General features: G+C 65.8%; 9 protein-coding genes. 2 read left to right on the forward strand and 7 right to left on the reverse strand.

Features of this window, described 5'->3' with window-relative positions:
* Positions 1-313 precede the first annotated feature (313 nt).
* The 4 genes from E8F11_RS03340 to E8F11_RS03355 form a co-directional block, all read right to left on the reverse strand.
* A complete protein-coding gene (locus E8F11_RS03340) occupies positions 314-9,025 on the reverse strand; it encodes a glucoamylase family protein (RefSeq protein ID WP_280287383.1) in 8,712 nt (2,903 codons plus the stop codon).
* Positions 9,026-9,308: 283 nt separating this feature from the next.
* Complete coding sequence (locus tag E8F11_RS03345; protein ID WP_280287384.1) at positions 9,309-9,545, reverse strand: hypothetical protein; 237 nt, start codon at positions 9,543-9,545, stop codon at positions 9,309-9,311.
* Between the two features lie 45 nt (positions 9,546-9,590).
* The gene (locus E8F11_RS03350) at positions 9,591-9,806 is read right to left on the reverse strand and encodes a CsbD family protein (protein WP_280287385.1); all 216 of its coding nucleotides are present in this window, start codon (positions 9,804-9,806) and stop codon (positions 9,591-9,593) included.
* Between the two features lie 150 nt (positions 9,807-9,956).
* Positions 9,957-10,253, reverse strand: a complete 297-nt coding sequence (locus E8F11_RS03355) for a hypothetical protein (RefSeq protein ID WP_280287386.1) — start codon at positions 10,251-10,253, stop codon at positions 9,957-9,959.
* A gap of 176 nt (positions 10,254-10,429) precedes the next feature.
* Here E8F11_RS03355 and E8F11_RS03360 point away from each other — a divergent pair, with 176 nt between their 5' ends.
* Positions 10,430-10,606, forward strand: a complete 177-nt coding sequence (locus E8F11_RS03360; RefSeq protein ID WP_280287387.1) for a hypothetical protein — start codon at positions 10,430-10,432, stop codon at positions 10,604-10,606.
* A gap of 512 nt (positions 10,607-11,118) precedes the next feature.
* A complete protein-coding gene (locus tag E8F11_RS03365) occupies positions 11,119-11,358 on the forward strand; it encodes a hypothetical protein (protein ID WP_280287388.1) in 240 nt (79 codons plus the stop codon).
* Between the two features lie 98 nt (positions 11,359-11,456).
* On the opposite strand, the gene E8F11_RS03370 is transcribed toward E8F11_RS03365, so the two are convergent.
* The 3 genes from E8F11_RS03370 to E8F11_RS03380 form a co-directional block, all read right to left on the reverse strand.
* On the reverse strand, positions 11,457-11,996 hold the full coding sequence (locus tag E8F11_RS03370) for a DUF1003 domain-containing protein (protein WP_280287389.1): 540 nt from the start codon (positions 11,994-11,996) through the stop codon (positions 11,457-11,459).
* A 352-nt stretch (positions 11,997-12,348) separates the two neighbouring features.
* A complete protein-coding gene (gene lpdA / locus E8F11_RS03375) occupies positions 12,349-13,746 on the reverse strand; it encodes a dihydrolipoyl dehydrogenase (RefSeq protein ID WP_280287390.1) in 1,398 nt (465 codons plus the stop codon).
* A gap of 2 nt (positions 13,747-13,748) precedes the next feature.
* Positions 13,749-14,566 (reverse strand): dihydrolipoamide acetyltransferase family protein (locus tag E8F11_RS03380; protein WP_280287391.1); only part of this gene is annotated, 818 nt, incomplete at its 5' end.

Here is a 14,566-nt window from a genome sequence, read left to right on the forward strand (position 1 = left end):
CCGGATGCAGGGGCGAGCGTTCTTGGTTACTTCTTTGTGGTTCGGCATCCCGACGTTTGAAAGAAGTGACTCGCCGGGAGGCGAAACAGGGACTTGCAGCCCACTCGATAAGCAACTCGGCTCAGGACGTTCTAGCAACACTTAATGCAGACATAGCCAATTCATTTACGCCGGGGTGTCCGCGTAGGTTGGAGCGTCGTCCAATGCAGGCATATCCCATTCATTCGCGAGGGACAGCGAAGCGCTCGCAAGGTTGTCCCCGTATCCCTTACCTCCGGCCCGCCCTCAAGGGGAAGGCCCGGAATGTCAAGGACTACCCGGTGCCGTCCCCGTGCCCCGGCAGGTAAGCCGCTTCGTCCTCGGGCCAGGCTCTCGGTTGCACTGGCCCGCAGGGTTGGCAGTGGACTTCGACATGGTGATCCTGGCCATCGTCCACCAGGGGCACACGCCGATCTTCGAGCCTTTCTCCATCGAGGCTGACTTGCTGGCCGCCCGGTACGCTTTCGGTCTGAACCAGGTTGATGTGGTACAGCGTCGAGCCGAAGCGGTAGCGCAGTTTGTAGCCCCGCCAGCCTGCTGGCAGCACGGGTTCGAAGCGCAAGCTTGCGCCCTCGCGTTGCACGCCGAGCAGTGACTCGAGGATGAGACGGAACATCCAGCCGGCCGCGCCGGTGTACCAGCTCCACCCCCCACGACCCTCGTGCGGGGCCATGGCGTATACATCGGCCGCCAGCACGTAAGGCTCGACCTTGTAAGTCTCGATGGCGCCGGCGAGGCCATGGCTCACCGGATTGATCATGTCCAGCAGCTCCCAGGCCCGCGCGCTGTCGCCCATTTCGGCGAAGGCCATGCTCGCCCAGACCGCGGCATGGGTGTATTGGCCGCCGTTCTCGCGCACACCGGGGACATAGCCCTTGATGTATCCCGGGTCGGGCAGCGAACGGTTGAAGGGCGGTGTAAGCAGCCGGATCAGGCGGGCGTCACGCTGCACCAGATGCTCATAGAGCGAGTCCATTGCCTGGCGCCGCCGCTCGACCGGGGCTACACCCGAAAGCACCGACCAGCTCTGGGCGATGGAGTCGATGCGGCATTCGTCATTGTTGGCCGAGCCGAGCAGCGTGCCGTCATCGAAGTAGGCCCGTCGATACCAGGCGCCATCCCAGCCGTGTCGCTCCAGGCTTGCGCGCAGTTTCGCGGCCTGCTCGTTGCAGCGCACGGCGAAGGCGGCATCGCCATGCTCCAGCGCGGTGACCGCGAACCGCTCCATCACCTCATGCTGGAAGAAGCCCAGCCACACGCTTTCACCCTGGCCAAGTTCTCCGACTCGGTTCATGCCGTCGTTCCAGTCGCCGCCACCCATCAGCGGAAGGCCGTGGGCGCCTCGTGGCATTCCGCGTTCCAGCGCACGCAGGCAATGCTGATAGAGGCTTTCCTGCAGCATCGAGCGCTCCGGCAGGTCGTAATAGGATTCCTCGCCCTCATTCAGTTCGCGCCCTTCGAGGTAGCTAACCTGCTCGTCGAGTACGCTCCGGTCGCCGGTTTGCCGGACAAAACGGCTGACGGCCAGCGGCAGCCACAGGTAGTCGTCCGAGCAGCGTGTGCGTACGCCGCGGTCCATCGGTGGGTGCCACCAGTGCTGCACATCGCCTTCCAGGAACTGATGGGCAGCGCACAGCAGCAGGTGCTGGCGTGCGCTGGCCGGGGCGGTATGCAGCATGGCCATGCTGTCCTGCAGCTGGTCACGGAAGCCGTAGGCGCCGCCGGACTGGTAATAGCCGCTGCGGGCCAGGAAGCGCGAGGCGATGACCTGGTACATCAGCCAGCCATTGAGCATCAGATCCATCGCGGGCTCAGCCGATTCCACCCGCACCTGCCCCAGGGTTTCGCGCCAGTGTTCGCGTACGGCCTGCAAGGCCGCATGGGCTGCGCCAAGGCTGAGGACGTTGCGCAGCAGGCCCACGGCGGCCCCGGCGTTCTGCTCGGCGCCCAGACAGAACACCAGCTCCCGTGAGGCGCCGGGTGCAAGTTCAATACCTGCCTGGAGGGCAGCGCAGGGGTCGAGGCCGCCGCCGCAGTGCCCGAGGAGCTGTTTCTGCGCCATCGCGGCTGGTGCCTGGAGGTTGCCGTTGCGGCCGATGAATTCGCTGCGGTCCGCGGTGTGGCTGCGGCTCGGCGGGTCTACCGCGAAAAAGGCCACTCGCCCCGGAAACTCCATCGAGTAGGCATTGCGTGCGAGGAGCGCGCCGGCGCCCCTGTCGAATTCAGTGACCAGGTGCATCGCGGTCTTGTTTCGCAGATCGCCCAGCACCCATTCGACATAGCCGGTGACGGACAGTTTGCGGGGGCGACCGGACAAGTTGCGGACTTTCAGCAGCGAGTACTTGATGGGTGCGTCGAGCGCCACGTAGACCCAGAGTTCGCTTTCGATACCGTCTTCGCGGTGCTCGAAGCAGCTGTAGCCAAAGCCGTGGCGCGTCACGTACGGGCCGCTGCCGCGCCTGGGCATGGGCGTGGGTGACCAGTAGTGCCCGGTCTCGTCGTCACGCAGGTAGAAGGCCTCGCCGCTGGCATCACGAACCGCATCGTTCTGCCAGGGCGTCAGGCGGAACTCGTGGGCGTTCAGGTTCCAGGTGTAGGCGCCACCACTTTCCGAGATGACGGTGCCGAATGCCGGATTCGCCAACACATTGACCCAGGGGGCCGGGGTGGCGACACCAGGCTCCAGCTTCAGCACGTACTCGCTGCCGTCGCGGCTGAAGCCACCATAGGCGTTGGCCAGGCACAGGGCAGGGTCGGCAGCGCCGGTCGCAGGCCCCGGCGCCTGTGCCTGCGGGGGGAGAAGGCCGGGGTCGAAGCGCGGCCAGGGCCCCTTGGGCTGACGGCGGAGGATCTGGTCATGCAGGGTGCCGGCGGCGTCATTGACGATGATCCGCGCTACGGCCTTGATCAGGGTGCGGTCTTCCTGCGAGAGCTGTTGCGCCGGCCGTACGAAAATCCCGCCCGGTCGGTCGATCAGGTTGGCTTCGGCGCCGGAGGTGATCAGGCCCATGATCAGGTCCTGGAGCTGCTGCCGGTAACCGGCGCTGTCCTCGTTCCAGATTACCAGGTCGACCGCCAGGCCCTTCTGCCGCCAATAGGCATGGGCCTGCACCAGCTGGCGCACCAGCTCGATGTTGGCCGCATCGGTGATCTGCACCAGCACGATCGGCAGGTCGCCGGAAATCCCCTGGCCCCAGAGGCCGGACTGGTTGCGCAGGTTGCCGGTCAGGGCGCCATTCTTCGCCCTCAGCGCAGCATTGGCGTAGAGGATGGAGGCGGCCATCTGCTCGTAGAGCCAGGCATCGGCCAGGGATGCATTGAGCTGACGCAGCTGCACCTGGCTGTGGGTCCAGGCGAGGTCGAAAACCCGGTCGGCAAGGTGGCGGTCGCGGTACTTGTCGATCAGTTGCAAGCAGCCGTCGCGGCTGTCGCTGACACCGCTGACCAGGTCGAGGGTGGCCGCCTGGCCCGCGTCGAGGGTGATGCGGCAGCGGATCGCGACAATAGGGTCGAGGACCGAGCCGGAGGTGCCGCCAAGCATTTCACCGCCGGTATCCATGGCCGCCGGGTTGGTCAGGCTGCGGCCACGGCCGATGAAGCGGGCGCGGTCGGTTTCGTAGGAAATGGCGTCGACGTCCGCCCCGTGGACCGCCAGCAGGTGGCAGAACCAGGGCGCCTGCTCCGCGCTCGAACGAGGCCGGCGCGTGCAGAGGATCGCCTGCAGGGGCTTGAGCAGTTCGGTCTGCACGAAGAGGTTGTTGAATGCCCGGTGCAGCGCATCGCTGATGGCCGGCGCCAGCACCACTTCGGCGTAGCTGGTGAACTCGATGCTGCGCCGGGTGCGGGCGCGGTTGGTCAGGGTGATCCGGCGCAGCTCGATGTCATCTTCCGGGGAGACGACGATCTCGCTGTGGGCGTCGAAGTCCCGCTGGCGAACGCGGAACTCCGCGCGGGCATCGGAGAAGATGGCTTCGTACTGGTCCGGCCGCTTCAACGTCGGCTGGTGCGCGGCGGACCAGAAATCGCCGCTGGCAACGTCGCGCAGGTAGCAGAATATGCCCCAGTCGTCGCAGGTGGCGTCTTCGTGCCAGCGGGTCACCGCCAGGTCTCGGCATCGGCTGTAGCCGCCGCCGGCGCTGCTGACCATCACGTGGTAGCGGCCATTGGACAGCAGCTGGACGGCGGGCTGGCGGCGCCCTGGGTCGGCATATATCCGCAGCCTGTTTTCGACGGGCCGCGTGTCGGCGCTGCCGGTCTGGAGGTCGGAGGTGTACTGGTATTCCCGGGCGCTCTTGGGCACGCGTTCCTGCAGCAGCAGTGCACTCGCCTGGAACTGCGGATCGGACTCGAAGCGCTTCTGCATGGGGCGATCCAGCAGCAGGCTGGCCAATGCCAGCAAGCTCATGCCCTGGTGGTGAACCATGAACGAGCGAACCACCGCGAAGCTTTGCCCGCGCGGCAGGCGCGCCGGGGTGAAGTCGATGGCTTCGTACAGGCCATAGCGTCCGGCCAGGCCTTGTGCCGCCAGGGCCTGCAGGTTCCGGCAAGCCAGCTCGGGGGCCACCAGCAGGGCGAGCGCCGAGGCGTAGGGCGCCACTACCCGGTCATCGCCCAGGCCGCGCTTGAGCCCCAGGCCGGGCACGCCGAAGGCCCGGTACTGGTAGTTGAAGTGTGCATCCAGCGTGTTGTAGCCGGACTCCGAAACGCCCCAGGGAAGCCCCAGCTGCTGGCCGTACTCGACCTGCCTGGCGACGGCGGCGCAGCAGGTCTGGTCGAGCAGGGTGCCTTCGTACCGCGGCATCACCAGCAACGGCATCAGGTACTCGAACATCGAGCCCGACCAGGACAGCAGCACTGGCACGCCACGGGTGCTGGTAAGCAACCGGCCGAGGCTGAACCAGCTCGCCTGGGGCAGTTGGCCCTGGGCGACCGCCACGAAGGTGCTCAGCCTCGCCTCGGACGCGAGCAGGTCGTAGAAGCTGGCATCCAGGCGGCGCTCGTCGACGTTGTAGCCGATGGTGAACAGGTTGCGCTGGCGGTCGTAGAGGAAACCGAAATCCATATCAGCCAGGCTTGCAGCGGTTTCAGCCAGGCGCTCGGCATCGCTGATCCGTGCGGCCGCATGGCGGCGAACGGCGGCGACGCTGTCGCGCATCGGTTCCGGCCATTGCTCGACGTCGAGCTGGGCGAGCTGGCGCCAGGAGGGCAGGGGCGTGATGTTCGCGGCGGCTACCCCGTCGCCGGCGCTGGGCAACAGGCAGAGGCGTAATTGGTCGTGCAGGTCCGCGCATTGGGCACGCAGGGACAGCAGCCAGAATGCAGCGTCGCTGTCGGGTGCGGCGTCGCTGTCGGCCGCCAGCTCTTCCGCCTCGCCGCTCAGCGCCTGCAGGCAGTCGAAGGCGGCCATCAGCGATGCCGGTGGTGCGGCCAGCGCCGCATCCAGCGTGCCGCGAAGCCTGCGCAGGTTGTGCCCTGCGTGTTCGTTGCCGGCGAACGCGTTCTCCAGCACATCGAGGGTGTCGTCGAGGCCGCGCAGCTGGTTCGGCTGGAAGGGGCAGTCGTCGGCCAGCGCAAGGAGGCCGGGACCCAGGGTCAGCAGCATGCCCGCCAGGTTGCCGCTGTCCACTGTCGATACATAGTGCGGCGCCAGGGGCTGCATGGTCTGGGTGTCATACCAGTTGTAGAAGTGCCGCCGGTATCGGTCGAGGCTCGACATGCTGGCCAGGGTCCGGTCGCAGCGCTGCAGCAGGCGCGCCGCACTCAGGTAGCCGAAGTCGTAGGCGGCCAGGTTGGCCAGGACCGCCATGCCGATGTTGGTCGGCGAAGTGCGGTGGGCGAGCGTGGTGGTGGGGTGTTCCTGGAGGTTGTCGGGCGGCAGCCAGTTGTCCTCGGGGCCGACGTGCTGGTCGAAGAAGGCCCAGGTCTGGCGCGCCAGATTGCGCAAAAAGCGCAGGTCCCCTGGAGCCGGAGCGAAGCGCCTGGGAGTCGAGGGCCTGCTCATCCACCAGGCGATCGCCGGGCTCGCCAGCCACAGCAACAGCAGGGGAGCGGCAGCCGCCAGGGCCAGCGGATTCATCACCAGCAGCGGCGCGAGCATCAAAGCGAGCGCCGGGCCTATCCACATCATCCGGTACAGGCCGTTCAGGTGGTTGGTGCTGGTGCGCTCCACCTCCCGTGACGGGCTCCACTGCAACAGCCGGGATTTGCTGAAGTACATGCGCCACAGGGTGCGGAGGATGGCGTCGAGGCTGTAGTGGGCCTCATGGGGCAGCCAGGCCAGGGTCAGCAGGGCGCGGGCAAAGTGCTGGGAAGAGCTGCGCAGGGTGGCCTTGAGATGCTGCCCCAGAGACATGTCGTGGGGCTTTCGCAGGAGATCGAGCAGCGAGGCGAGCAGCGGAGTGAGCATGCCAATGGCCAGTACCGCCAGGGTCCAGGCCAGGGGCTGGTCCACCAGTAGCCAGCCCGCCAGGAACATGGCCAGGAATGCTGCGGGTTCGAGGCTGCGTCGCAGGTTGTCGGCAATCTTCCAGCGCGAGAGGGCGGAAAGGCGGTTGCGCTCAAGGCGGCCGTGGGCGTTCGGTGCCCAGGGCAGGGTCCAGGGCAGCAGTTGCCAGTCGCCGCGAATCCAGCGGTGGCGGCGTTTCACATCGCTGCTGTAGCGCGACGGGAATTCTTCGTAGAGCTGCACATCACTGAGCAATCCGGAGCGTGCGTAGCAGCCTTCGATCAGGTCATGGCTGAGGATGCTGTTGTCCGGGAAGTGGCCGTCGAGGGACTGCTCGAAGGCATCCACGGCATAGATGCCCTTGCCGATGAACGAGCCCTGCTGGAACAGGTCCTGGTAGACGTCCGACACAGCGCGGGTATAGGGGTCGACCCCGGCGTCGCTGCCGAGCAGTTGGGCATAGGCGGAGCGAGCGGTGCTCGGCAGGCTGATGCCTACCCGTGGCTGCAGGATGGCGTAACCACCGGTGATGCAACGCCCCGGCGGATCGAACCGGGCGCGGTTGAGTGGGTGGGCCAGGGTGCCGACGAACTGCCGCGCCGCATCGCGCGGCAATTGGGTATCGGTGTCGAGGGTGATGACGTAGTTCACCTGCCAGAGGACGTCGATCCTGCCGACGATCAAGGCGAAGCGTTCCAGGCCAGTGCCGCGCAGCAGCGCGTTGAGTTCGGAGATCTTGCCGCGCTTGCGCTCGAAGCCCATCCAGGTTCTCTCGGCGGGATTCCAGCGACGCGCCCGATGGAACAGGAAGAACCTGTCCACGGCGGCGTCGGGGTACTTGCGATTCAGCGCCTCGATGTGTTCCCGCGCCACGGCCTGCAACTCGGCGTCCTGCTCCTGGACTTCGGTGCTGGCGTCGAGGAAGTCGGTCAGCAGGGCGAAATGCAGGTTGTTGTCGCGGTTGGCCAGGTAGCGTACTTCGAGGCCCTCGCAGAGCTCGTCGATGTCCTTGGCGCTGCCGATCAAGGTGGGTATCACCACCAGGGCGCGTGCCTCCGTGGGGATGCCCTTGCTGTAATCCAGGCGCGGGAGCTGGTGGGGGGGCACGGTCAGGGTGACCAGCCAGTTCACCAGGCTTACCGCCAGCCGGCTCGCCATCAGGGCGGCTGGCAGCGCCAGCAGGGCCACCGCATAGGGCGGCAGGCCGCTGGCTAGCGCCCAGAGCATGAAGGGCCAGGTCAAGCCGAGGGACAGCGCCACCACCGGGCCCAGGAAGAAGAGCAGGGGCGCGCGCTGCAACAGGCGCTCCCAGCGCTCCCGGAGTGGCAGGCTTACCGCCAGGCGTTGTTCGAGTTCCGGCCGCCCCTTGTCGATCAGGTAGTAGCCGACGTGGCTCGCGATATCCTCTGACGGTGTGCTGCCGGCCAGTTCGAGGGTGGTGCTGGCCACTGTCGTTTCCGAGTGTTCACAGTGCTTTGCCAGGTGCTCCACCACGTGCCGGTAGAGGTCGCGGGTGGCAAATTCCATGGCGCCGTACACGCCGGCCGGGTCCTTGTGCAGGGTCTGCTCGACGTGGCTCATGCCCTCGACGAAATCGCGCCAGTCGGTTGCCGACAGCAGGCGCAGGCTGGCGATGCTGTTGCTGATCGCCACCTGGTCGGCGGCCTGCTGCTGGGCGTCTGCCGATACCAGGCGCTCGATGCTCAGCCCCGATTCAGCCAGGTGCTGTTCGATCCAGCTCAGCGGCAATGCCAGCGCCGCGCTCTGGCCCTGCAGTCGCCGGGCCAGTTCGGCGACGAAGGAACTGGTCATCGGTGGGGCAGCGCGCGCCATATCCGCCACTGTCAGCACGACGCTCTTCGGGTCCTGCTCGGCGATTTCGGCCAGGCGGTCGGCCCAGTCATCGGCCAGGTTGCGGTCATCCCAGTTGGCCATGACGCGCGAGGCCACGCGGCGCAGGTTCTCGATCAGCGCCAGTCGCAGCATGATGGGAATGGCCCAGAGTTCGCCGAGCTTGAGCGGTGTCGCGGCCTGGTAGGCGGTGACGAAGCGGCCGAGGCTGTCGCAGTCCACCCGTCCATCGCCGTGGGAGATGGTTTCCAGGGCGATGTCATAGACCCGCGGCAATCCCTCGGAATTGCCGGAGGCCAGGTGCGGCAGCTCGCGGCAGTAGCCCTTGGGCAGGTGTTTGCGTGCGGTGCGGATCTGCTCTTCGATCAGGTAGTGGTTGTCCAGCAACCATTCCCCGGCGGGCGTGATGCGTCGGTTCGACAGCGCGGCGGCCGTGAGAATCCTGCAGCTGCTGGCCAGGGTCGCCTCGTTGTCGGCCAATCGCTGCAGCAGCCCATCCGAAGTCCTGTGCGGGCTCAGGCGGTGCAGCCCGGCCAGAAGCGGGCCGTGCTGTTCCATCTGCTCAGCGCTGAACAGGTCCGAGCGCAAGTCGGGCTCGTACTCGAACTGTCGGAAGGCCGTCCGCCAGCGCGCGAACAGGGCGTCGAAGTGGATTGGTCGGAGCGTTGCCAGGGTACGAAAGATGTCCATCCCGGGGCCTTGAGGTAGTTGTCGCCGCGTCAGCGAACGGTCCGGTGGATGCCGCTACGATCGAGCAGGAAGCTGCAGAACAGACTGGTAGCGAAGGTGGCGGCGCGCACGCCCCACGGGCGTGGGCCGTGTGGGCAATGCCGCAGACTTACCCCGGCACGATTGCTAGGCAGAGTTGCCTTTTCGAGTCTGGGTGCGGCGGAAGGGGGCGTCTGTCTGCTAGCGCACACAGGTGGGCATGGCGGACACAGGTATGGCACAGGGGAGGGCGGTGATTCGCGGCTCAGATTATCCGGCACGAGTTCTGGGGGGCCATGCTGCCGGCCTTGGCCAGCCGGGTGACGCGTTGCAGGCTGATCAGGTCCTCGCCGTCAGCGTAGATGCTGTCATAGCGCATCTGGCTGGAGCTCGAAACGGGTACATTGAAGACGGTTGGCGTATCGTCTGGCGGGCTTTCGCGCCGGGTGATCCGGATGATGTTGCCGGAGCCTTTCGAAACTACGAAGTATGCAGAAATCATGGTCATCTCCCTTGCCGGGCATGGCGCTTCAGGCGGCGCATGCAGTCAGACGGTACGGCTTCTCTCGAAAAAGCTGATCACTTGCTTCTCGGCTTCCTCATGGCTCATCTCGTAGCGTTGCTCAATAAGGTTGGCCAGCTTCTGGGGGTCGCCTTCGGAGTCAATCAGTTCGGCCACGGTCAGTTCATCCCAGAGAACTCTGGCGGTACCCACCAGCTCTCGCCATTTGCTCTTGATGATGTCTGCAAGAACCCTGCTCATTGTCCGGCCTCAGTCATTGGATGGCGGTAGTCGCGAATTGGCGAGTGCTCATCGAGGACATCATGGCAGCGGCGAATCGATCGGTCGGTGCGCCACCGCGCATAGCGCTGCTGCGCCTGGTCGGTGCAAGGCCCATCGCCTTTCGGGGGATCAGCGCCTGGGGGCCTCGACGGGGCCAAGGTCGGTGAGTTCGTCATCGCCACGTGGGGTGATGGAGCGGGCGAAGGACGGGGGAGTCTGCATTTCCAGCGGCAGGGGCTCTTCGCCCGGGGCTTTTGCCCCTGCTTGTCGTGGCGGCTGCAGCTCACTTCTCTTCTGGATGATCGCGTCGACCTTGTCGAGGAAGTGGTAGAGGGCGTGTGTTCGTTGCCTGCGCGCGGGGCTGTCCGGCTTCTGCACAGCGGTATCGACGGTATCGGGAGTGCGGCTATCGGCTTCGTCAGTCATGTCGGCTCCTTACAGGCGGGAATGGATGCTACGAGCATGGTGTCAGGCTCGCCGCTGGCGGTCAGTGCGTTGGGGCACATAGCCGTCTGTGGGATGGCGCACCGAGAAGGCTCGCCTGATCTGCAATGCTCACAAGAGGCACTGCATCCTGCAGCGCCTTCATCCCCGAGGTAGCCATGCACACCTACATCGATCCCAATCTGCGTCGCAAACTCGGCAAGCCTCTGTTGCGACGGCCGCCACCCTGGAGCACGTCCGGCCAGCTGCTGTTCCAGCATGCCGAGGCGGCGAACGAGGCGGCACGCGTGCCGCAGAGAGACGAACTGCCGCCGCACCAGGGCCCTGCACCCTGAACCTTGTGCGCGCTGCAAGGCGTATAAGTGCTATAGCGCACCGACGACCGCCCCGCGCTCTGCCAGGCTCATTGAACCGGCCCGCCGCATTCCGGGCCTTGTCGAGAGCACCATGAGCATCTCAAGCAGTAGCGACAAACCGACTACCATCCAGACGCCCCTCGTGCCTGGAAAGCCCCACGAACGCGCACCGCTCTTGCCGACCTTCTCCCGGGCCGAACTTTATTCGTTCCCAGACCCGGAAGATGACGCCGAGGCCGTCCCAACCGTCGCTCCCAACTGCTCGAAGACGCCACCGGCAAAAACGGCGATGCCGTGATTGCGCACTCGTGCGCCAGGTTTGCCGCGCCATGCCGGGGCCTCGATCTGGAGCGTGGATTACCCGTGTCCGTGCATGAACTGTCCGCTGTCGTTGCTGATCTGCGCAGAAGTTGGCGCGTCTGTTCCGATGCGCTGGCGGAGAGACTTCCTGGCTCGTGTGCGGGAGTCATCGAGTGCCGAGGAGGCGTGACATGAAATGCGTGAACTGCTCAGGTGAGGCGCAGCAGATCAGCTCTCAACTCTATGGGATTGAGATCAAGTGTCCCATTTGCGGGCATTTCGGTGTTTCTGCGAGCGTTCTCAGGCAAAGGCTTGGCCGGCCTTTCGAGGTCGAGAAAGCCCGGGTGTTTCTCCACAACGAGCTCGACATCAATCCTGGACGGCTCCCCGTGATCAATAGCGAGAACGTGATCTGGGCGTCGCCGGATTAGGGTATTCCCGGCCATGCACATCGTGCAGGGCTGCTGGCCGGTAGGGGGGGGTAGGCTCCGGGTGGATCGATCCATTGAGTGTTTACTCTGCGTTCCAATCAAACACCCTTGAGCACCTGTGCGTGCACTTCGACGGTCAGCATCTCGATACGCTCTGTCAGCTCTTTGGTGAGCTCCGTGAGCCGAGTGTTCTGTTCCAGCAATACCAACAGCTGAGCGCTGGTTTGTGCAGCCATGGCCTGCCGCTGTTCATTGGCGACAGCAAGCGCCTCTCTATGTTTTGCATCCGCTTCGGCATGCGCATTGTCCCGGGCGGCTTGGCGTGTTTGCGCAAGCAGGATCAGCGGCGCCGCATAGGCTGCCTGGAGGCTAAAGGCCAGGTTGAGCAGGATGAACGGGTAGGCGTCGAAATGGACCAGGCCGGCAACGTTCGCACCAATCCAGGCCATGACAATTGCGGTTTGCGCGCCCAGAAACCGCGGCGTGCCAAAGAACCGCGCAAACGCTTCGGCTTTGAGGGCAAACAGGTCATTGCCGAAGGTTGTTGCCAGATGCTCATGGGGGCGATGGAAACGCAAATGGTCAATGTCGGCCTGGACGGTCGACAAATGCACGGTGTTGGAGGATGGCGTTTTCATTGGGCTCTCCTGCTCGATCCTTGCGGCTACCTCCCATGAGTTTATGTGCTTGAACGAGATGACTTCGCCGAGGTTGGTGTAACGGCGTCCGGGTGCGCCGCTACACGTAGCCATCGCCCGGCCATTCGCTCAGTGGGTTCAGCGCTTCAGAAAAATGGCGACCAAGGCGGAGGCCCTGGCGGAATGCACGCTGGCGGAGCGGCCTCAGGCAACTGACAACTAGCGTTTCGAGCTGATCGGCCTGCCGGCCTGACGAACAGGCCGGGTGGGGAGGTGAATGGCAGTTGTCGACTGCGTACCGCCACAAACAAGCTCCCCACCCAGAGCGGCCGGTGCCCCACCGGCTCCGGCTTCAGATATGCAGCGCATGCCCCAGCGCGCGTAGCGCCGCTTCCTGCACCGCTTCGCCAAGGGTCGGGTGGGCGTGGATGGTGCCGGCGATGTCTTCCAGGCGCGCGCCCATTTCCAGGGACTGGACGAAGGCCGTGGACAGCTCGGACACCGCCTTGCCCACCGCCTGCCAGCCGAGGATCAGGTGGTTGTCGCGGCGTGCCACCACGCGCACGAAACCGTCGCTGGACTCCAGGGTCATGGCGCGGCCGTTGGCGGCGAAGGGGAAGTTCGCCACCAGGCAGTCGAAACCGGCGGCCTTGGCCTGCTCCGGCGAGAGTCCGACCACCACCACTTCCGGATCGGTGAAGCACACCGCCGGAATCGCCGTGGGGGCGAACTCGCGGCGCTTGCCGGCGACCAGTTCGGCGACCATTTCGCCCTGGGCCATGGCGCGGTGGGCGAGCATCGGCTCGCCGGCCAGGTCGCCGATGGCGTAGACGTTGCGCATCGAGGTGCGGCACTGCGCGTCGATCTTCACGGCGCGGCCGTTCATTTCCAACTGCAGGCTTTCCAGGTTCCAGCCGGCGCTGCGCGGATGGCGGCCGACGGCGACCAGCACCTGGTCGGCGACGAGGCTGGATTCGGCACCTTCGGCGTTGCGCACGCGCACCGCACCGTCGTCGCCCTGGCCGAGCACGCTGTGACCCAGGTGCAGTTCGATGCCGAGCTTGCGCAGGGCATTGGCCACCGGGCGGGTCAGTTCTTCGTCATAGGTCGGCAGAATGCGTGATTGAGCCTCGACCACCGCGACCTCGACACCGAGCTTGCGGTAGGCGATGCCCAGTTCCAGGCCGATGTAACCGCCACCGACCACCAGCAGGCGGCCGGGCAGGCTATTCGGCGCCAGGGCTTCGGTGGAGGAGATCACCTTGCCGCCCAGCGGCAGGCTGGGCAGTTCCACCGACTGCGAGCCGGCCGCCAGCAGCAGGTGTTCGCAATGGATGTGCTGGCTGCCACCGCCGATCAGCTCGACGTCCACCGTCTTGCCGTCGGCGATGCGCGCCCAGCCCTGCACGACCTTCACCCCGTGCTTCTTCAGCAGGGCGGCGACGCCGCTGGTGAGCTTGTCGACTATGCCGTCCTTCCATTCGACGGTGCGCGCGATATCGATCTGCGGCGCCTGCACCCGGATGCCCAGGGGCGAATGCGCGGCGTACTCGCGGGCCTTGAGGAACTCCTCGGCGGCGTGGATCAGTGCCTTCGAGGGGATGCAGCCGATGTTCAGGCAGGTGCCGCCAAGGGCGGCGCCTTCCACCAGCACGGTGGGGATGCCCAACTGGCCGGCGCGGATGGCGGCGACGTAGCCGCCGGGGCCGCCGCCGATGATCAGCAGGGTGGTTTCCAGGGTCGGGTTCATGCTCACTCCAGGAACAGCGTGGCGGGATGTTCGAGCAGGCTGCGTACGGCCTGGATGAAAGCCGCCGCATCCATGCCGTCGACCACCCGGTGATCGAAGGAGGAGGACAGGTTCATCATCTTGCGCACCACGATCTGGCCGTTGATCACCACCGGCCGTTCGACCATGCGGTTGACGCCGACTATGGCCACCTCGGGATGGTTGATCACCGGCGTGCTGACGATGCCGCCGAGGGCGCCGAGGCTGCTGATGGTGATGGTCGAGCCGGACAGCTCATCGCGCTGCGCCTTGCCGCTGCGCGCGGCTTCGGCGATCCGTGCGATCTCCCCGGCATTGCCCCACAGGTCGCGGGACTCGGCGTGGCGCAGCACCGGCACCATCAGGCCGTTGTCGCTCTGGGTGGCGATGCCGACGTGTGCGGCGCCGTAGCGGGTAATCACTTCGGCTTCGTCGTCGTAGCGTGCATTGAGTTGCGGGAAGTCGCGCAGGGCGACCACCAGCGCACGGACCAGGAACGGCAGCAGGGTCAGCTTGCCGCGCGTGGCGCCATGCTTGGCGTTGAGGTGGACGCGCAGGGCTTCGAGGTCGGTGACGTCGATCTCCTCGACATAGCTGAAGTGCGGGATGCGCCGCTTGGCTTCGGCCATCTTCTGCGCGATCTTGCGGCGCAGGCCGATCACCGGGACCTGCTGCTCGTCATTGCGCGCGGCGTAGCCGCTGGTTGTCGGCGCGACGCTGCCGCCATGGGTCAGCCAGGCATCCAGGTCTTCGTGGAGGATGCGCCCGGCCGGACCGCTGCCCTGCACGTACTGCAGCTCCA

It is taken from the genome of Pseudomonas sp. BN417 (assembly GCF_029871205.1).
Taxonomy (GTDB): Bacteria; Pseudomonadota; Gammaproteobacteria; order Pseudomonadales; family Pseudomonadaceae; genus Metapseudomonas.

What these genes read in the sequence shown, in the direction of transcription:
- E8F11_RS03340 (WP_280287383.1), bottom strand. Translation starts at nt 9,025, where the DNA reads ATGGACATCTTTCGTACCCTGGCAACGCTCCGACCAATCCACTTCGAC.
- E8F11_RS03345 (WP_280287384.1), bottom strand. Translation starts at nt 9,545, where the DNA reads ATGATTTCTGCATACTTCGTAGTTTCGAAAGGCTCCGGCAACATCATC.
- E8F11_RS03350 (WP_280287385.1), bottom strand. Translation starts at nt 9,806, where the DNA reads ATGAGCAGGGTTCTTGCAGACATCATCAAGAGCAAATGGCGAGAGCTG.
- E8F11_RS03355 (WP_280287386.1), bottom strand. Translation starts at nt 10,253, where the DNA reads ATGACTGACGAAGCCGATAGCCGCACTCCCGATACCGTCGATACCGCT.
- E8F11_RS03360 (WP_280287387.1), top strand. Translation starts at nt 10,430, where the DNA reads ATGCACACCTACATCGATCCCAATCTGCGTCGCAAACTCGGCAAGCCT.
- E8F11_RS03365 (WP_280287388.1), top strand. Translation starts at nt 11,119, where the DNA reads ATGAAATGCGTGAACTGCTCAGGTGAGGCGCAGCAGATCAGCTCTCAA.
- E8F11_RS03370 (WP_280287389.1), bottom strand. Translation starts at nt 11,996, where the DNA reads ATGAAAACGCCATCCTCCAACACCGTGCATTTGTCGACCGTCCAGGCC.
- lpdA (WP_280287390.1), bottom strand. Translation starts at nt 13,746, where the DNA reads ATGAACCCGACCCTGGAAACCACCCTGCTGATCATCGGCGGCGGCCCC.